This is a genomic window from Streptomyces griseiscabiei (assembly GCF_020010925.1).
Taxonomy (GTDB): Bacteria; Actinomycetota; Actinomycetes; order Streptomycetales; family Streptomycetaceae; genus Streptomyces; species Streptomyces griseiscabiei.
Window position 1 is genome coordinate 963,672 of the sequence record NZ_JAGJBZ010000001.1, and the last position, 18,981, is coordinate 982,652.

Genomic DNA, 18,981 nt, shown 5'->3' on the forward strand with positions numbered 1-18,981 from the left:
TCCTTCTCACAGATGGCGGCGTCGGGTTGAGACGTGCCGGTCGTACTCCTCGCGTGCCTTGACCGCCGACGCGCGGGTCGCGGTCTCGGCCACAGGTACATCCCACCAGGCCTGAGCGGGAGGCGGGCCAGACACTGTGTCGGCCGTTTGGGTCTCCACGTAGACACAAGTGGGAGTGTCGGCCGCCCGTGCCTCGGCGAGGGCGGCGCGCAGGTCGCGGACGGTCTTGGCGCGCAGGACGCGCATACCGAGACTGGCCGCGTTGGCGGCGAGATCCACGGGCAGCGGGCTGCCCGTGAACGTGCCGGCCTCGGGGTCGCGGTACCGGTAGGCGGTACCGAACCGCTCCCCGCCGACCGACTCCGAGAGTCCGCCGATGGAGGCGTACCCGTGGTTCTGCACCAGCAGCACCTTGATCGGGACGTTCTCCTGAACGGCGGTCACGATCTCGGTCGGCATCATCAGATACGTGCCGTCGCCGACCAGCGCCCACACCGGGCGCCCGGGGGCGGCCAGCCGGACCCCGATCGCGGCCGGGATCTCGTACCCCATGCAGGAGTAGCCGTACTCCAGGTGGTACTGGTCCCGTGACCGCGTCCGCCACAGTTTGTGCAGGTCACCGGGGAGCGAGCCGGCCGCGTTGATGAGGATGTCGGACTCGTCGGCGATCTCGTCGAGGAGGCCGAGGACCTGGGCCTGGGTGGGCCGGGTGTCCGGTTCGTCGGCCTCGTAGCAGGCGTCGACGCGGTGTTCCCAGCGCTGCTTGTCCTCCCCGTACTCGGCGACGTACGCGTCCGCGACCTTGTGCCCGTGCACTTCCAGGGCCTCGGCGAGTGCTTCGAGACCGGCCCGCGCGTCCGCGATCAGCGGCAGGGCGGAGAGCTTGTGGCCGTCGTAGGGCGCGATGTTCAGGTTGAGGAAGCGGACGCCGTCGGCGGCGAAAAGGGTGTTCGAGGCCGTGGTGAAGTCCGTGTAGCGGGTGCCGACGCCGATCACCAGGTCGGCGGTACGGGCCAGTTCGTTGGCGGTCGCGGTGCCGGTGTGGCCGATGCCGCCCACGTCCTGCGGGTGGTCGAAGCGCAGCGAGCCCTTGCCCGCCTGGGTGGAGGCGACCGGGATGCCGGTGGCGCCTGCCAGTTCGGCGAGCGCCTCCTCCGCGCGGGCGTGGTGGACACCGCCGCCGGCGACGATCAGCGGGCGGCGGGCGCCCCGGATCGCGCCGACCGCGCCGGCCAGTTCGGCGACGTCCGCCGCCGGGCGGCGCACGTTCCACGTCCGCTCGGCGAAGAACTCCTCCGGCCAGTCGTACGCCTCCGCCTGCACGTCCTGCGGCAGCGCGAGGGTCACGGCCCCCGTCTCCACCGGGTCGGTGAGGACGCGCATCGCCTGCAGCGCGGCCGGGATCAGCGCCTCGGGGCGGGTGATCCGGTCGAAGTACCTCGACACCGGGCGCAGTGTGTCGTTGACGCTGATGTCGCCCGCGTAGGGGACTTCGAGCTGCTGGAGCACCGGGTCCGCGGGCCGGGTGGCGAAGATGTCGCCGGGCAGGAGCAGCACCGGGAGGTGGTTGATGGTGGCGAGGGCCGCGCCGGTGACGAGGTTGGTGGCGCCGGGGCCGATGGACGTCGTCACGGCGTGCGTGGACAGCCGGTTGGACTGGCGGGCGTAGCCGACGGCCGCGTGCACCATCGACTGCTCGTTGCGGCCCTGGAGGTAGGGCATGTCGTCGGCGTACTCGACCAGCGCCTGGCCGAGGCCCGCGACGTTGCCGTGGCCGAAGATGCCCCAGGTGGCGCCGATCAGCCGTCGGCGCTCGCCGTCGCGTTCGGTGTACTGGGCGGCGAGGAAGCGGACCAGCGCCTGCGCGACCGTGAGCCGCGTGGTGGCCGTGGCCCTGCTCGTGGTCGGGCTCATCGGTACCCCTCCGTGTGGTCGGGGTGGAAGCAGATCTGCCACTTCCGCTCGGAGCCGGGACCAGCCATGACGTTCAGGTAGTACATGCTGTGGCCGGGCTGCGCGATGGACGGGCCGTGCCAGCCGTCGGGCACGAGCACCGCGTCGCCGGACCGGACCTCGGCGAGCACCTCGGAGCCGCCCTCGCGGGAGGGGGAGACGCGCTGGTAGCCGAAACCGTTCGGGCCGTCGATCTCGAAGTAGTAGATCTCCTCGAGTTCGGTCTCCTCGCCCGGCCGGTTCTCGTCGTGCTTGTGCGGCGGGTACGAGGACCAGTTGCCGCCGGGGGTGATGACCTCGACGGTGATCAGCTTGTCGCACTCGAAGGCGTCGGCCGAGGCGAAGTTGCGGACCTGGCGGGCGCAGTTGCCGCTGCCCCGGTCCTCCACGGGAACCTCCGGCGCGGGGCCGTAGCGAGCGGGGAGTCGTCGCTCGCACTTCGCTCCTGCCAAAGCGAAGCGGCCTCCCGCGCCGGAGGCGATCTGTACCCGGGCGTCGCGGGGCGCGTACACGAAGTCGGAGACTCCGGCGAACACGCTCTCCCTGCCCAGGATCTGAAACTCCGTGACCCCGTCGGGGTCTGAATTGCCCGGTTCCTCCGACACCTGAACCGTACAACCGCCGTTGAGGGACAACACGATCCACTCGCTGTCCCCGGTGGTGAACGTATGCGTCCCGTCCGGCCCCAACTCCACGATCCTGAGGCTGCTGTGGGTCCAGCCGGCCCGCTTCGGATCGATGTCGACGGTGTACGAGGCGTTCGTGGTGGCGCCCTTGGGTACGTACAGCTCGGTCTTCTGTGTCATGCGGCCCTCACAACAGTCCAACGGCGGTGTCCACGGCGGCGGTCACGTCGTCGTCCGCCGGGTAGAGCAACGAGCGGCCGACCACCAGGCCCTGCACGGTGGGCAGTTGCAGCGCGCCCCGCCACTTCTCGTACGCGCCCTCCTGGTCCTCGCCGACATCGCCGCCGAGCAGGACGGCGGGCAGCGTCGAGGTCTCCATGACGCGGGCCATGTCGTCGGGGTTCTCGGTGACGGGCACCTTCAGCCAGGTGTACGCCGAACTGCCGCCGAGCCCGGCCGCTATGGCGATCGACTTGGTGACGGCCTCGGCGCTCAGGTCATTCTTGACCTTGCCGGTGGCCGGGTCGCGGCGGCTGATGAACGGCTCGACGAACACGGGGAGCCGTCGCTCGGCCATGGCGTCCACGGCGCGTGCGGTGGACTCCAGGGTGGTGAGGGAGCCCGGGTCGTCGTAGTCGACGCGCAGCAGGAGCTTGCCGGCGTCGAAGCCGAGGCGCGCCATGTCCTCGGGGCGGTGGCCGGTGAAACGGTCGTCCAGTTCGAAGCTGGCGCCCGCGAGGCCGCCCCGGTTCATCGAGCCCATGACGACCTTGCCGTCAAGGGCGCCGAGGAGGAGCAGGTCGTCGAGGATGTCGGCGGTCGCGAGGACGCCGTCCACACCGGGGCGGGACAGTGCCAGGCACAGTCGTTCGAGGAGGTCGGCGCGGTTCGCCATGGCGAGCCTGCGGTCGCCGACGGAGAGCGCGCCCCGGGCCGGGTGGTCGGCGGCGACGATCATCAGCCGGCCGGAGTCGCCGATCAGGGGGCGCCGGGTGCGCCGGGCGGCGGCCTCGGCGATGGCCTCGGGGTGGTGGACCCGGGTGCGGACGAGGGCGGAGACGTCGACGGGGCCGAGGGGGCTCACGGGCCGCGTGGGGGTCACAGGACCGCTCCCGCCGCGACCGCTGCCTCGATCTCGTCCACGGTGGGCATCGCGGAGGAGCACTCCAGGCGGGAGGCGACGATGGCGCCGGCCGCGTTGGCGTGCCGCATGATCTTCTCCAGGTCCCAGCCTTCGAGCAGGCCGTGGCAGAGGGAGCCGCCGAAGGCGTCACCGGCGCCGAGGCCGTTGAGGACGTTCACGGGCAGCGGCGGGACCTCGGCGGACTCACCCTTGCTGTTGACCGCGAGGACACCCTTCGGGCCCTGCTTGACGACCGCGAGTTCGACCCCGGCGTCCAGCAGCGCGCGGGCGGCGGCCTGCGGCTCGCGGACCCCGGTGGCGACCTCGACCTCGTCCAGGTTGCCGACCGCGACGGTGGTGTGCCGCAGGGCCTCCTCGTAGAAGGGGCGGGCCTCGGCCGGGTCGGTCCAGAACATGGGGCGCCAGTCGAGGTCGAAGACCGTGGTGCCGGCCTTGGCCCGGTGGGCGAGGGCCGCGAGCGTCGCCGTGCGGCTGGGCTCCTCGCTCAGGCCCGTGCCGGTCACCCAGAAGATCCGGGTCCCGGTGATCGCGTCGAGGTCCAGGTCGTGGGCGTCGATCTCCAGGTCCGGGGCCTTGGGACGGCGGTAGAAGTAGAGCGGGAAGTCGTCCGGGGGGAAGACCTCGCAGAAGGTCACGGGCGTCGGCAGGCCGGGGACCGGGGTGACCCAGCGGTCGTCCACGCCGAAGTCGCGCAGCGCCTGGTGGAGGTAGTCGCCGAAGGGGTCCTCACCGGTGCGGGTGATCACGGCGGTGGAGCGGCCGAGGCGGGACGCGGCCACCGCGACGTTCGTGGCCGAACCGCCGAGGAACTTCCCGAAGGACGTCACCTGCGGCAACGGGACCCCCGTCTGCAACGGGTAGAGATCCACACCGATCCGCCCCATGGTGATCAGGTCGTACGCCATCGAGTTCCCTTCACGCGCCGGGTCCGTCCACCGGGTCCGTCCGCTGGTTCCGTCAAGGTCTAGCCCCGCCGGGCTGACCCTGTCAATACTTTGTCCAGACATTCGGACTACCTATTGACACCCTCCGCTTCGAGGCTGAAGCTGACTCCCATGACGTCGTTGTCACCTCAGTCCTCACTTTCGCGCATCCGAGTCGGCTCGGCGCCCGACTCCTGGGGCGTCTGGTTCCCCGACGACCCTCAGCAGGTCCCCTGGCAGCGCTTCCTCGACGAGGTCGCCGCTTCCGGCTACGAGTGGATCGAGCTGGGGCCGTACGGCTATCTGCCGACCGACCCGGCGGTCCTCGCCGAGGAGACCGCCAAGCGCGGCCTGAAAGTGTCGGCCGGCACCGTCTTCACCGGTCTGCACCACGGTCCGGACGTCTGGGAGAAGACCTGGGCGCACGTGGCCGACAACGCGGTCCTCGCGCAGGCCATGGGCGCCAAGCACCTCGTCGTCATCCCGTCGTTCTGGCGGGACGACAAGACGGGCAAGGTGCTGGAGTCCAGCGAGCTGACGGTCGAGCAGTGGCGGCACCTCACCCAGCTCACCGAGCGGCTCGGGCGGGAGGTGCGGGAGAAGTACGGCCTCCAGATCGTCGTCCACCCGCACGCCGACACCCACATCGACAGCGAGGAGAACGTCGTCCGCTTCCTGGACGGCACCGACTCCTCGGTGGTCTCGCTCTGCCTCGACACCGGGCACTACGCCTACTGCGGCGGCGACAGCGTCAAGCTGATCGAGACCTACGGCGAACGCATCGGGTATCTGCACCTCAAGCAGGTCGACCCCGAGATCCTGGCGGACGTGCGGGCGAACGAGGTTCCGTTCGGGCCGGCCGTCGCCCGGGGTGTGATGTGCGAGCCGCCGAAGGGCGTGCCGGAGCTGGGGCCCGTGCTGGCCGCCGCGGCGAAGCTGGACGTGGACCTGTTCGCGATCGTCGAGCAGGACATGTATCCGTGCGAGCCGGACGCTCCGCTGCCGATCGCCCAACGGACGCGGGCCTTCCTGAGGTCCTGCGGGGCGTGAACGCTCCGCTGGCAACCGGGTACTGAAAAGCGCCGGGGAACTGCGGGTCGTCAGCAGGTCACGGGTTCGTCGTGGCCGGTCGCGCAGTTCTCCGTGCCCCTTCCGGACGCGGTCGCCGTCCCTTGACTATGGGACACCCCCATTCGTCACCCGTGTCACAAAAGACACGTTTCTGTCACGTGTGTCACGTGTACGCGGGTCTTCCGTCACACGTGGTCCACGGGGCCTTCCGGGGATCACTGAGGGTCGTTGACCGGGCACAGGCTTGTGATCGCCAGCGCAGTGCCCGGCTCCCCCGACGGTCTTCCCGGCCGCCGCCGTGGTGCGCGCAGGGAGGTGCCACTGATGACCGACCGACGCCTCTGGTCGTACAAGGACATCGCGGCGCACATCCGTGTGCAGCCCGACACCGTCCGCTCGTACCGCAAACACGGGCTGCTGCCCGCGCCCGACCATGTGGAGGGCGGCAAGCCCTACTGGTACGCCGACACCATCCGCGCCTGGGTGGCCTCCAGACCGGGCAACCGGGGGCGCAAGGTCGACTGACCGCCCCGGTCGCTCGTCCGTCCGCCCTCCGTCACTCGTCCGTCCGTCATCCGTCACTCGTCCGTCCGTCCCCGAGTCCTCTCTGGCGAGGATCCGGGGACTCTCCATTCCTCCGGGGACTTTCAGTTCCACGGTTCGATGACCGTCACCCCGCTGCCGAGGGCGGTCCCCATCGCCGCGAGGGCGGCGGGGGTCGCGTCCAGGGGGATCGTCGCGGTGACCAGGAGGTCGGGGCGGAGGACGCCCGCGCGGACCAGCTCCAGCATCCGGGGGTAGGCGTGGGCCGCCATGCCGTGGCTGCCGAGGAGTTCCAGCTCCAGGGCGATCACACGGGCCATGGGGACCGGGGTCGTGCCGGTCGCGGACGGCAGCAGGCCCACCTGGACGTGGCGGCCCCGGCGGCGCAGGCCGTCGACGGAGGCCGCGCAGGTGACCGGGGAACCGAGGGCGTCGAGGGAGAGGTGGACACCGCCGCCGGTGAGGTCGCGGACGGCCCCGGCCGTGTCCGCCACCGCCGACGCGTCCACGCATTCCGCCGCGCCGAACTTCCGGGCCAGGTCCAGGGCCCGGGGTGATACGTCGACGGCGATCACACGGGCTCCGGACGCCGCCGCGATCATCACCGCGGAGAGGCCCACACCGCCGCAGCCGTGGACGGCGACCCACTCCCCCGCCGCGACCCGGCCCTGCGTCACGACCGCGCGGAACGCCGTGGCGAAGCGGCAGCCGAGGGAGGCGGCCGTGCCGTACGACAGGTCTTCCGGGAGCGCGATCAGGTTCACGTCGGCGTGGTCCAGGGCTACGTACTGGGCGAAGGAGCCCCAGTGGGTGAAGCCCGGCTGGGTCTGGCGCTCGCAGACCTGGTGGTCGCCGGTCGCGCAGGCGGGGCAGGTGCCGCAGGCGCAGACGAAGGGGGCGGTGACGCGGTCGCCGGGACGCCAGGCGGTCACCGCGGTGCCGGTCTCCTCCACGACTCCGGACAACTCGTGGCCGGGGACGTGCGGGAGGGTGATGTCGGGGTCGTGGCCCTGCCAGGCGTGCCAGTCGCTTCGGCAGAGGCCGGTGGCTTCGACTCGGACGACGACGCCGTGGGGGGTGGGGGTGGGGGGCGGGACGTCCCTCACCGTGGGCGGCTCTCCGAATCGCTCGAACACCACCGCGCGCATGTGTCCCGCCTTTCCGTTGTGGGTCGTCGATCGTCTCGGTTGTGGGCCGTCGATCGTCCGGCCGTCTGGGGTCCGGTCAGCATCGCACCTGTCGGGTGAGGGGTTTTCGCCCCCGCCGCCCCTACCCGTCCCATCCTCCAGGGGCTGCGCCCCTTCGACCCCCCTCGTGCTGCGCGCGGGCGTTCGGGGGTGGGGGGTGGGGGTGCGTCGGCCGGTGCGGGTCGGTGGGGGCTGGTCGCGCAGTTCCCCGCGCCCCTGGACGGTGCGGCGGCCCTTCGGGCCTACCGCACCGTCCATCACCGGCCACCGGCACCAGCCATTGACCACCGGCCGTCGGCCTCCCGGTCACTGGTCACTGGTCACTGGCCGTCAGTCACCGACCGTCGGTCACCCGACCACCCGGCCACCCGCCGTCGGCCTCCCGACCACCGGTGACCGGTCACCGGCTGCCGGTCACCCCGTCACCCGGTCACCCAGGCACCCAGGCACCCAGGCACCCACCATCGGTCGGCCCGCCCCCGGTCACCGGCCGACACCCGCTCCCTCTTATGCGTCAGGTTCGAGTGGAGACGGGTTGGCGGTCCTCGGGCTTCTTCTCAGCCTCCGGGTTGGAAGGTGGGGTTGGGTCGGCCTCGCTGAGGCCGAACCTCTCGTGGAAGCGCCTCAGAGGGGTCGGGGCCCACCAGGTGGCGCGGCCGGTGAGGCGCATGACGGCGGGGACCAGGAGGCTGCGGATGATCATGGCGTCCATGAGGACGGCGAGGGCTATGCCGAGGCCGAGCATCTTGGTGTTGGTGACGCGGGAGGTGCCTATGGCGATCATGACGACGGCCAGGATCACGGCGGCGGCGGTGATGAGGCCGCCGGTGCGCTGGACGCCGAAGCGGACGGAGGCCGTGTGGTCGCCGGTCTGGTCGTACTCCTCCTTGATGCGGGAGAGCAGGAAGACGCCGTAGTCCATGGAGAGCCCGAAGGCCACGCAGAACATCAGGACGGGGAGGGTGGTCTCGATGGAGCCGGGGGTGGTGAAGGCGAGGAGTCCGGAGAGGTGGCCCTCCTGGAAGACCCAGACCAGCGCGCCGAACATCGCCGTGAGGCTGAGCGCGTTCAGGAGGACGGCCTGGACGGGGATCAGGACGCTGCCGGTGAGGAGGAAGACCAGGATGAGGGTGACGATCGCGATGAAGGCGAGGGCCCAGGGGAGGTTCTCCCCTATCGCCGCCTTCGTGTCGACCAGGACCGCCGCCGTGCCCGTCACCGAGGTGTCGAAGGGGGCGTCCAGCGCTCGGATGTCGTCCACCAGCCCCTGCGCGCCCTCGTCGACCGCCTCGCCCTTCGGCTGCACCGTGAAGTAGGCCCAGTCGCCCTTGACCAGGGGGCCCTCCACACGGAGCACCTCGGGGAGGTCGGCGAGCCGCTCCTTGTAGGCGGCGTACTGCGCCTTCGTGGCCTCTCCTTCCGCCAGGACCTCCAGGCCGCCTCCGGGAGTGCCCGGGAAGCCCTCGCGCAGATGCTGCTGGACGACATGGGACTCGGCGGTCGCGGGGAGCTGACGGTCGTCGGCCGTGCCGAACTTCACGCCCAGGAAGGGGAGGCCGAGGAGGAGCAGGCCGGCGGTGGTGGCGACGGCGAAGTACGGGGCACGGCGCATGACGAGGGCTGCCATACGGCCCCAGGCCGCGCCCTCCTCCTTGGCCGGGGAGGCCGGCTCGTCGTCGGTCGTCCGGCGGCGCCGCAACAGCCTGCGCAGGTCCCAGGCGTTGACGCGGTCGCCCAGGAGGACCAGGGCGGCGGGGAGGAGGATCAGGGCCGCCGCGGCGGCCAGGAGGACCACCGCTATGCCCGCGTAGGCGAAGGACTTCAGGAAGTACTGCGGGAAGACCATCATGGCGGCCAGGGAGACGGCGACCGTGAGGGCGGAGAAGAGGACCGTACGGCCGGCCGTGCGCAGGGTGGTGGCGACGGCCGTCAGGGAGTCGGCGCCGGTGGAGAGTTCCTCGCGGAAGCGGCGCACGATGAACAGGGCGTAGTCGATCGCGAGGCCGAGGCCCATGGCCGTGGTGAGGTTCAGGGCGAAGACCGAGACGTCCGTGATCTCGGTCAGGCCGCGCAGGATCGCGTTGGTGCCGAGGATCGCGACGATGCCCACGCCGAGCGGGAGCAGGGCGGCGACCGCGCTGCCGAAGACCATGACGAGCAGGACCAGGGTCACCGGCAGGGCGATCAGCTCGGCCCGCAGCAGGTCCTCCTGGATGATCGTCTGCATTTCGTGCCTCACGGCGAGGATGCCGCCGACCTTGACCTCGACGGGGCCGTGCGTGCCGCGGAACTCGGGGGCGACGCGGTCCAGGGTCTTGTTGACCGCCGTCTCGTCGCCGGTGAGACGGGCCGCTATCAGCGCCTCCCCGCCGTCCTGGGCGCGCAGGGCGGGGGCGCCGGTCTGCCAGTAGGAGCCGACGCCGGTGACGCCCTTCTCCCCGGCGAGCCGCTCGGTCAGCTTCCTCGCCTCCGCGGCGACGGCCGGGTCGTCGACCGAGGCCCGGCCGGCGTCGACCAGCAGCAGGAAGTTCGGGTTGGAGTCCGGGAACTCGCGCTCCAGGGCCTTCGTCGCGTACGTGGACTGGGCGGCCGGGTCCTCCCAGCCGCCGCTGCCGAGCCGGTCGGCGACATCGCTGCCCGCGACGACCGCGAGAGCGGTGAGCACCAGGGCGACGAGCAGGGAGAGCCGGGGGCGTGCGGTCACGAACCGGGTCCAGCCTCCTGGTCGGGGTGGCCGGTTGACTTCGGTCATGGTGCGGTGTCCCCTTCACTCTGATCCGTCGTCGGATCCGTCGCTCTGGACCGTGCGTACGCGGCAGGGCAGCACGGACCACCGAGCCATACACTGGCAAACACGAGACATCGCTCGCGTTTCAAGAATGCGAGCGACCACTCGCGTTTGTCAATCGCCTCTGGAAAGCTGGGGATAACCGCGTGCCCACCCACCAGGAGAAGGAACAGCAGGAGAGGGAGCGGCAGGAGAAGGAGCAGCCGCGCCGCCGCCAGGCCCGCGGCGAGCGCCGTATCGCCCAGCTCCTCGAAGCCGCGGCTTCCGTGTTCTGCTCGACCGGGTACACCGCCGCCAGCACCAACGCCATCGCCCGCGAGGCGGGGGTCTCGCCGGGCACGCTGTACCAGTTCTTCCCGAACAAGGAAGCGATCGCGATCGAGCTGAGCGAGCGGCTCATGCACGAGATGCGCGAGACGTACGGCGAGGCGCTCGCCCCCGTGGATCCGGCGACCCCGCTGGAGGAGGCCGTCGGGGCCGCCGTCGACCGCTTCATCGACTTCAACTGCCGGCACCCGGTGATCTTCACGCTGATGCACGGCCCGGACACCCCCGGCCGGATCGCCGAGCAGCACGACGCCCTCCACACCGCCCTGCTCACCCGGATCGAGGCGCTCCTCACCCCCTTCCTGCCGGACACACCGGCCGCCGACGTGACCCGTACCGCCCATGTCTGCGTGGCCGTGTACAAGGCCGGCCTGGAGCTGGTGCTCGGCCGGGAGGGCGCCGAGCGCGACGCGTACGTCCGGGAACTGAAGAACGTCCTGCTGGGCTATCTGCGGCCCCTGGTGGGCGACTGCCCGCCCGCGGCCCCGCCGGACTCCCCGCGGACCCCGGCCCCCTGACCCCGGCCCCCCGACCCCGCCGCCCCACCACTCCCGCCCCACCTCTCTTGGATTCATACCCCTAGGGGGTATAAGGTGGGTGTCCTGAAGGGTTACCCGAACACCTCCATGCCCCGAGCACACCCCCGACGAGGAGTAACGACATGACCGCCGAGACCGACACCCAGGGTTCCGTCACCGCCGTGTACAAGGTGAGCGGTATGAGCTGCGGCCACTGCGAAGGCGCCGTCTCCGGCGAGATCACCCAGCTCGCCGGGGTCTCCTCGGTGAAGGCCGTCGCCTCCACCGGCGAGGTCACCGTGGTCTCGGCCGCCCCGCTCGACGAGGAGGCCGTGCGCGCCGCCGTCGACGAGGCGGGCTTCGAGCTGGTCGGCAAGGTCTGACACCGACCCGGGCAAGGACATGACCAGCACCACCGCAGCGGCCCCCATAAGTGGCCCCGTCCACGAGGTCGAACTGACCATCGGCGGGATGACCTGCGCCTCCTGCGCGGCCCGCGTCGAGAAGAAGCTCAACCGCCTGGACGGGGTCACCGCCTCGGTGAACTACGCCACCGAGAAGGCGAAGGTCACCTACCCCGCCGGGGTGGAGATCGCCGACCTGATCGCCACCGTGGTGAAGACGGGCTACACGGCCGAGGAGCCACCGCCCCCGGCCCTCCCGGAGGCCGGGGCCGGGGCCGGGGGTGCCGAGCACGCGGGTTCCGCCCCGGCGGAGGATCCCGAACTCGCCTCCCTGCGACAGCGGCTCACCGTCTCGGCACTGCTCGCGGCCCCCGTGATCCTCATGTCCATGGTCCCCGCCCTGCAGTTCGACAACTGGCAGTGGCTCTCGCTGACATTGGCCGCGCCGGTCGTCGTGTGGGGCGGGCTGCCCTTCCACCGGGCCGCGTTCACCAACCTCCGGCACGGCGCGGCCACGATGGACACACTCGTCTCCGTCGGCACGCTCGCCGCGTTCGGCTGGTCCCTGTGGGCCCTCTTCCGGGGCCACGCGGGAATGCCGGGCATGCGGCACGCCTTCGAGTTCACTGTCTCCCGTACGGCCGGAGGCACCGCCGCGGGGACCGCGGGACCATCGACGATCTATCTCGAAGTGGCCGCAGGGGTCGTCGCGTTCATCCTGCTCGGCCGGTATCTGGAGGCCCGCTCCAAGCGTCGCGCGGGTGCCGCGCTCAGGGCGCTGCTGGAGCTGGGCGCCAAGGACGTCTCGGTGCTCCGGGAGGGGCGGGAGACACGGATCCCGGTCGGCCTGCTGGCCGTCGGGGACCGTTTCGTCGTACGGCCCGGGGAGCGCTTCGCCACCGACGGCACCGTCGTCGAGGGGTCCTCCGCCGTCGACGCGTCCATGCTGACCGGCGAGTCCGCGCCGGTGGACGTGACCGCCGGGGACGCCGTCACGGGCGCGACCGTGAACGCCGGGGGCCGGCTCGTCGTCGAGGCGACCCGGATCGGCGCGGACACCCAGCTGGCCCGCACGGCACGGCTGGTCGAGGACGCGCAGAACGGCAAGGCCCGGGCGCAGCGGCTCGCCGACCGGATCTCGGCGGTGTTCGTGCCCGTCGTCGTCCTGGTCGCGGTCGCCACCTTCGGCGCCTGGCTCGGTCTCACGGACGACACCACCGCCGCCTTCACGGCGGCCGTCGCCGTGCTGATCATCGCCTGTCCGTGCGCGCTCGGCCTCGCCACCCCGACCGCCCTGATGGTCGGCACGGGGCGCGGCGCCCAGCTCGGCATCCTCATCAAGGGCCCCGAGGTCCTGGAGTCCACCCGCCGCATCGACACGGTCGTCCTGGACAAGACCGGCACGGTCACCACCGGCCGGATGGCGCTGCGGCACGTGCGCGTGGCCGCTCGCGCGGATGCCGATGCCGACGACGTGCTGCGCCTGGCGGGCGCCGTCGAACACGCCTCCGAGCACCCGGTGGGCCGGGCGATCGCCGCGGGTGCCGAGGAGCGCGTGGGCGCGCTGCCGCCCGTGGAGCGCTTCGAGAACCTGCCCGGAAGGGGCGTACGCGGCCGTGTGGCGGGCCACGACGTCGAGGTGGGCCGAATCCACGACACGCCGCTCCCCGAGGCCCTGAAGAGCGCCAAGGAGGCCGCCGAGGACGCGGGACACACCGCGGTCGTGGTCGTCCGCGACAGCGTGGCACTCGGTGTCGTCACGGTCGCCGACGCGGTCAAGGAGACCAGCGCCGAGGCCGTACGGCGGCTGCGCGCGCTCGGCCTCACCCCGATGCTGCTGACCGGGGACCACGCGCGCGTGGCCCGTTCCGTGGCCGCCGCGGTCGGTATCGCCCCGGAGCACGTCATCGCCGAGGTGCTCCCCGAGGACAAGGTCGCCGTCGTACGGCGGCTCCAGGGCGAGGGCCGTACGGTCGCGATGGTCGGTGACGGGGTCAACGACGCGGCGGCGCTCGCGGCGGCCGACCTGGGGCTCGCGCTGGGCACGGGGACGGACGCGGCGATCGAGGCGGCCGATCTGACACTGGTGCGCGGGGACCTGCGGGTGGCCGCCGACGCGATCCGGCTGTCGCGGCGGACGCTGTCCACGATCAAGGGCAATCTGGCCTGGGCCTTCGGATACAACCTGGCCGCGCTGCCGCTGGCCGCGGCCGGACTGCTCAACCCGATGATCGCTGGGGCGGCTATGGCCTTTTCGTCCGTTTTCGTGGTAACGAACAGCTTGCGACTCAGGACATTTTCATGACTGGCGGGCAAAAGTCCCTCTAGAGTCCGGAAGCAGCCTCACATAAGCTCTTCACAAGGCTCGCGCATCATCCTTACGCTGGGGTCTCGATCACCGAATCGGGTCTCTTACGTATCTTCAGGACATATGGCAAGAGACGCAGATCACAGTGATGTGAACGTAACCATCGAAGGGGTTCGTGAGTCTAAGTTGGCGATGTCAGAAGCGTCTTGGGGGGCGTGACTGACATCTGGGGATGTCTTGGGGGACGTTCCCGGAATTGCGTTGCCGGGGCACGTGCACCGGGGAGCTTTGAGCGGCCCTCCCGTACGTACGCGTCCCGGCAGACCGCACACCGACTCAGTGGAACAGATTCATACAGGTAGGACGAGCTCTGCTCGTTCAGCTCAGCGATTCAGGCGCTGTGCCCACCAAACGCCCGGCCGGATCCCGTGGGGGGAATCCGCACCGGGACATGGGAAGGCGCCCTGCTCGCCGGCCCGTGGGGGGACCAGCGTTGCAGGGCGCCTTCTCCTTATTTTTCAAGGCTCGGTTCGCCTCCGGGGCGCAGAAGCCTGTGTCGAGAGCGCGACCGTGCTCGACCCCTCCTTCGTCGGGGCCTCCGCGCGGTCGCGCTCTCGACACAGGCGCGCCCCTTCGGCTCACTCACCGTAGGGCGCCCCATGCCGTAGTGGGCGAGCACAGCAAGGGGGCCCGTGCGGAGGAGTTCTCCGCACGGGCCCCTCTGCTACGAGTACTCCGCTCAGCGGGCCTCTACCGGGACGAAGTCGCGCTCGACCACGCCCGTGTAGATCTGGCGCGGGCGGCCGATGCGGGAGCCGGGCTCCTTGATCATCTCGTGCCACTGGGCGATCCAGCCGGGGAGGCGGCCGAGGGCGAAGAGGACCGTGAACATCTCGGTCGGGAAGCCCATGGCGCGGTAGATCAGACCCGTGTAGAAGTCCACGTTCGGGTAGAGGTTGCGCGAGACGAAGTAGTCGTCGGAGAGCGCGTGCTCCTCCAGCTTCAGCGCGATGTCCAGCAGCTCGTCGGACTTGCCGAGGGCCGAGAGGACATCGTGCGCGGCAGCCTTGATGATCTTGGCGCGCGGGTCGAAGGACTTGTACACCCGGTGGCCGAAGCCCATCAGGCGGACGCCGTCCTCCTTGTTCTTCACCTTGCGGATGAAGGAGTCGACATCGCCGCCGTTGGCCTGGATGCCCTCCAGCATCTCCAGCACGGACTGGTTGGCGCCGCCGTGCAGCGGGCCCCAGAGCGCGGAGATACCGGCGGAGATCGAGGCGAACATGTTCGCCTGCGAGGAGCCGACCAGCCGGACCGTGGAGGTCGAGCAGTTCTGCTCGTGGTCCGCGTGCAGGATGAGCAGCTTGTCGAGCGCGGAGACGACGACCGGGTCGAGGTCGTACTCCTGGGCCGGGACCGAGAAGGTCATGCGCAGGAAGTTCTCGACGTAACCGAGGTCGTTGCGCGGGTAGACGAACGGGTGACCGATCGACTTCTTGTACGCGTATGCCGCGATGGTCGGCAGCTTGGCGAGCAGGCGGATCGTGGAGAGGTTGCGCTGCCGCTCGTCGAACGGGTTGTGGCTGTCCTGGTAGAACGTCGACAGGGCGCTGACCACGGAGGACAGCATCGCCATCGGGTGGGCGTCCCGGGGGAAGCCGCGGTAGAAGTTCTTGACGTCCTCGTGCAGCAGGGTGTGCTGCGTGATCTCGTTCTGGAACGTGGAGAGCTCGTCGACGGTCGGAAGCTCGCCGTTGATCAGCAGGTACGCCACCTCCAGGAAGGTGGAGCGCTCGGCCAGCTGCTCGATCGGGTACCCGCGGTACCGAAGGATGCCCTGCTCACCGTCGAGATAGGTGATCGCGGATTTATAGGCAGCGGTGTTGCCGTAACCGCTGTCCAGGGTGACCAGACCGGTCTGGGCCCGGAGCTTCCCGATGTCGAAGCCCTGGTCGCCGACGGTGCTGTCGATCACCGGGTAGGTGTACTCGCCGTCGCCGTACCGCAGTACTACAGAGTTGTCGCTCACGTCATCCCTCACCGACGTAGTGCCTCTTCTTCGAGGTGCCCTGACTGTCTCTACCATCCCCCAATTGGCTCTGAAGAGTGCACTCGGGGTCGACCATCGGGCCCATCGGCGGCACTGAGTGCCGCCAACCTGTTCATCCTGCCCGTTCCGTCCAGCATCTGGAAGGGCTGTGTGACCTTTACGACTCGTTTGATCGATCAAATTTCACTCACGAGGCGACGGGCCTTCACGAGAGGTACTCACAGTGACCGGGGCGCGAGCCGGAAGTCGAGGGCCGTGCACCGCCGTCCCGCCGAGACCGTGCGGACCGCCTGGCCGATCGCCTTGCGCGAGCCGACGAGGACGACCAGCTTCTTCGCCCTGGTCACGGCCGTATACAAAAGGTTGCGCTGGAGCATCATCCAGGCTCCGGTGGTGACCGGGATCACCACGGCCGGGTACTCGCTGCCCTGGGACCGGTGGATCGTCACCGCGTAGGCGTGCGCCAGCTCGTCCAGTTCGTCGAACTCGTACGGAACCTCCTCGTCCTCGTCGGTGCGGACCGTCAGCCGCTGGTCGACCGGGTCGAGAGCGGTGACCACGCCGACGGTGCCGTTGAAGACGCCGTTCTCGCCCTTGTCGTAGTTGTTGCGGATCTGGGTGACCTTGTCGCCGACGCGGAAGACCCGGCCGCCGAAGCGCTTCTCGGGCAGGTCGGGGCGGGCGGGTGTGATGGCCTGCTGCAGCAGGCCGTTGAGGTTGCCGGCGCCCGCCGGGCCCCGGTGCATGGGCGCCAGCACCTGCACGTCCCGGCGCGGGTCGAGCCCGAACTTGGCCGGAATACGACGGGCCGCGACATCCACGGTGAGCCGGCCGGCCTCCTCCGTCTCGTCCTCGACGAAGAGGAAGAAGTCCTTCATGCCGTCGGTGACCGGATGCTGCCCGGAGTTGATGCGGTGCGCGTTGGTCACCACGCCGGACTGCTGGGCCTGGCGGAAGACCTTGGTGAGGCGGACGGCGGGGATCGGGCCGCCGTCCGCGAGCAGGTCGCGGAGGACCTCCCCGGCGCCGACGCTGGGGAGCTGGTCGACGTCGCCGACGAAGAGGAGGTGGGCGCCCGGCGGCACCGCCTTCACCAGCTTGTTGGCGAGGAGGAGGTCCAGCATCGAGGCCTCGTCGACCACCACCAGGTCGGCGTCGAGCGGGCGGTCCTTGTCGTAGGCCGCGTCGCCGCCGGGCTTCAGCTCCAGCAGGCGGTGGACGGTGGAGGCCTCGGCGTCGGTCAGTTCGGCGAGGCGTTTGGCGGCGCGGCCGGTGGGGGCGGCGAGCACGACCTTCGCCTTCTTCGCGCGGGCCAGTTCGACGATCGAGCGGACCGTGAAGGACTTGCCGCAGCCCGGGCCGCCGGTCAGCACGGCCACCTTCTCGGTGAGAGCCAGGCGGACGGCCGCCTCCTGCTCGGGCGCCAACTCCGCGCCCGTACGCCCCCTCAGCCAGGCCAGCGCCTTGTCCCAGGCCACGTCGTGGAAGCCGGGCATCCGGTCCTCGCCGGTGCGCAGGAGGCGCAGCAGCTGGGCGGAGAGGGAGAGTTCGGCGCGGTGGAAGGGGACGAGGTAGATCGCGGTGACGGGGTCTCCCCCGTCCTGGCCCGGCACCTTCTCGCGCACCACGCCGGGTTCGCCGGAGTCCTCGTCGGGCAGGGCGAGTTCGGCCAGGCACTCGATGACCAGCCCCGTGTCGACCTGGAGGAGTTTGACCGCGTCGGCGATCAGCCGCTCCTCCGGGAGGTAGCAGTTGCCCTGGTCGGTGGCCTGCGAAAGGGCGTACTGGAGGCCCGCCTTGACGCGCTCGGGGCTGTCGTGCGGGATGCCGACGGACTGGGCGATCTTGTCGGCGGTGAGGAAGCCGATGCCCCAGACGTCGGCGGCGAGGCGGTACGGCTGGTTCTTCACGACGCCGATCGAGGCGTCGCCGTACTTCTTGTAGATGCGCACGGCGATGGACGTGGACACCTCCACCGTCTGGAGGAAGAGCATGACCTCCTTGATCGCCTTCTGTTCCTCCCAGGCGTCGGCGATCTTCTTGGTGCGCTTGGGGCCTAGGCCCGGGACCTCGATGAGGCGCTTGGGCTCCTCCTCGATGATCTGCAGGGTGTCCAGGCCGAAGTGCTGGGTGATGCGGTCCGCGAAGATCGGGCCGATGCCCTTGACCAGGCCGGAGCCGAGGTAGCGGCGGATGCCCTGGACGGTGGCGGGGAGCACGGTGGTGTAGTTCTCGACGGTGAACTGCTTGCCGTACTGCTGGTGGGAGCCCCAACGGCCCTCCATACGGAGGGATTCGCCCACCTGCGCGCCCAGCAGCGCGCCGACGACGGTGAGGAGGTCGCCGCCGCCCCGGCCGGTGTCCACGCGCGCGACGGTATAGCCGTTGTCCTCGTTGGCGTACGTGATGCGTTCGAGCACGCCTTCGAGGACCGCGAGTCGCCGTTCCCCCGGGGGGTTTCCCGCCTGTTGAGCCATGGGGCGACGGTACCGGGGAGGTGTGACAGGGCGCCCCGCCGGGAGCGGGGCGCCCGTGCCGTCCGACGGGCCCGGCGGATGCTCAGAGGATGAAGACGCTCTGCGCCGTCTCCGTCTGGTACGTCTCGCCCGGATACACCAGCCACTCGACCGGGCCGCCGCAGTCCGCTCCGGAGTGGACCTCGGCGATGGCGTCGGTGTGGTTGGCCACCGACGACGGCAACCGGTCGACGGGGTAACAGCCGCTCGGGTTCTCGTATCCGATGTCGTTGATGATCAGGACGCCTTCCGCCGCGTACGCCGATCCCGGCACCGCGACCGTCAGGGTCACGGCGGCCGCGAGTGCCCCCAGGGCCACGGCCCTACGTCGTCGCATCATGGTGGGATCCCCCTCCTGGCGCGGACCGCCCTGATGCAGCCCACAGCCGTCACCCAAGGTATGCGATCGAGTTCGTTGTGTAATCAGCGCACGGAGGTGCCGCCCGCGCCATCGGAGTGCGCCTCGCGACTTCCGGAAGGACGTCGCACCGGTCGGCACGCAGGAGTGCGCGCCGGGGCACCCGGGACCTCGGTCGCGACCTCGGTCACGATTGGATTTCAGCCACCGCCGCCCCCTTGCCCCGGCCATGTGGAATCGATTCCAATCGGTCGTGAAATCGATT

The 18,981-nt window shown here is 70.5% G+C and carries 14 protein-coding genes; 5 read left to right on the plus strand and 9 right to left on the minus strand.

The window, feature by feature from the left end; genetic code table 11:
* Window positions 1-6 precede the first annotated feature (6 nt).
* The 4 genes from iolD to iolC are packed head-to-tail and all read right to left on the minus strand — an operon-like array spanning window position 7 to window position 4,628.
* Window positions 7-1,914 carry a 3D-(3,5/4)-trihydroxycyclohexane-1,2-dione acylhydrolase (decyclizing) gene (gene iolD / locus J8M51_RS04150; RefSeq protein WP_086763547.1) on the minus strand — a complete coding sequence of 636 codons (1,908 nt, stop codon included), beginning with the start codon at window positions 1,912-1,914 and terminating at the stop codon, window positions 7-9.
* Entirely contained in the window at window positions 1,911-2,759 is an 849-nt protein-coding gene (gene iolB / locus J8M51_RS04155) for a 5-deoxy-glucuronate isomerase (RefSeq protein WP_086763549.1), read from the minus strand. Before iolB ends, iolD begins: the two co-directional genes overlap by 4 nt.
* A 7-nt stretch (window positions 2,760-2,766) precedes the next feature.
* On the minus strand, window positions 2,767-3,663 hold the full coding sequence (locus J8M51_RS04160) for a Cgl0159 family (beta/alpha)8-fold protein (RefSeq protein ID WP_086763557.1): 897 nt from the start codon (window positions 3,661-3,663) through the stop codon (window positions 2,767-2,769).
* 14 nt (window positions 3,664-3,677) lie between these two features.
* The gene (iolC, locus tag J8M51_RS04165) at window positions 3,678-4,628 is read right to left on the minus strand and encodes a 5-dehydro-2-deoxygluconokinase (protein WP_086763551.1); all 951 of its coding nucleotides are present in this window, start codon (window positions 4,626-4,628) and stop codon (window positions 3,678-3,680) included.
* Between the two features lie 150 nt (window positions 4,629-4,778).
* Here iolC and J8M51_RS04170 point away from each other — a divergent pair, with 150 nt between their 5' ends.
* Both J8M51_RS04170 and J8M51_RS04175 read left to right on the plus strand, forming a co-directional pair.
* Entirely contained in the window at window positions 4,779-5,696 is a 918-nt protein-coding gene (locus J8M51_RS04170; RefSeq protein WP_086763553.1) for a sugar phosphate isomerase/epimerase family protein, read from the plus strand.
* Between the two features lie 345 nt (window positions 5,697-6,041).
* The gene (locus J8M51_RS04175) at window positions 6,042-6,242 is read left to right on the plus strand and encodes a helix-turn-helix transcriptional regulator (protein WP_086763555.1); all 201 of its coding nucleotides are present in this window, start codon (window positions 6,042-6,044) and stop codon (window positions 6,240-6,242) included.
* Window positions 6,243-6,364: 122 nt separating this feature from the next.
* On the opposite strand, the gene J8M51_RS04180 is transcribed toward J8M51_RS04175, so the two are convergent.
* Entirely contained in the window at window positions 6,365-7,408 is a 1,044-nt protein-coding gene (locus J8M51_RS04180; protein ID WP_267298967.1) for a zinc-dependent alcohol dehydrogenase family protein, read from the minus strand.
* Window positions 7,409-7,961: 553 nt separating this feature from the next.
* Window positions 7,962-10,199, minus strand: coding sequence for an MMPL family transporter (locus tag J8M51_RS04185; RefSeq protein ID WP_086762083.1), 2,238 nt, complete (start codon window positions 10,197-10,199; stop codon window positions 7,962-7,964).
* 182 nt (window positions 10,200-10,381) lie between these two features.
* Between J8M51_RS04185 and J8M51_RS04190 the strand changes: the two genes are divergently transcribed.
* The 3 genes from J8M51_RS04190 to J8M51_RS04200 all read left to right on the plus strand — a co-directional run bounded on the left by J8M51_RS04190 (window position 10,382) and on the right by J8M51_RS04200 (window position 13,789).
* Entirely contained in the window at window positions 10,382-11,080 is a 699-nt protein-coding gene (locus tag J8M51_RS04190; RefSeq protein ID WP_267298968.1) for a TetR/AcrR family transcriptional regulator, read from the plus strand.
* A 143-nt stretch (window positions 11,081-11,223) separates the two neighbouring features.
* On the plus strand, window positions 11,224-11,463 hold the full coding sequence (locus J8M51_RS04195) for a heavy-metal-associated domain-containing protein (protein ID WP_086760129.1): 240 nt from the start codon (window positions 11,224-11,226) through the stop codon (window positions 11,461-11,463).
* Window positions 11,464-11,482: 19 nt separating this feature from the next.
* Window positions 11,483-13,789, plus strand: a complete 2,307-nt coding sequence (locus J8M51_RS04200) for a heavy metal translocating P-type ATPase (RefSeq protein WP_086760127.1) — start codon at window positions 11,483-11,485, stop codon at window positions 13,787-13,789.
* A 742-nt stretch (window positions 13,790-14,531) separates the two neighbouring features.
* On the opposite strand, the gene J8M51_RS04205 is transcribed toward J8M51_RS04200, so the two are convergent.
* The 3 genes from J8M51_RS04205 to J8M51_RS04215 all read right to left on the minus strand — a co-directional run bounded on the left by J8M51_RS04205 (window position 14,532) and on the right by J8M51_RS04215 (window position 18,698).
* Window positions 14,532-15,821: a citrate synthase gene (locus J8M51_RS04205; protein WP_216589232.1), complete on the minus strand. Its 1,290-nt coding sequence runs from the start codon at window positions 15,819-15,821 to the stop codon at window positions 14,532-14,534.
* Window positions 15,822-16,060: 239 nt separating this feature from the next.
* Window positions 16,061-18,319 carry an SF1B family DNA helicase RecD2 gene (gene recD2 / locus J8M51_RS04210; protein ID WP_086756917.1) on the minus strand — a complete coding sequence of 753 codons (2,259 nt, stop codon included), beginning with the start codon at window positions 18,317-18,319 and terminating at the stop codon, window positions 16,061-16,063.
* An 82-nt stretch (window positions 18,320-18,401) separates the two neighbouring features.
* Complete coding sequence (locus tag J8M51_RS04215; RefSeq protein ID WP_143673225.1) at window positions 18,402-18,698, minus strand: hypothetical protein; 297 nt, start codon at window positions 18,696-18,698, stop codon at window positions 18,402-18,404.
* Between the last annotated feature and the right edge of the window lie 283 nt (window positions 18,699-18,981).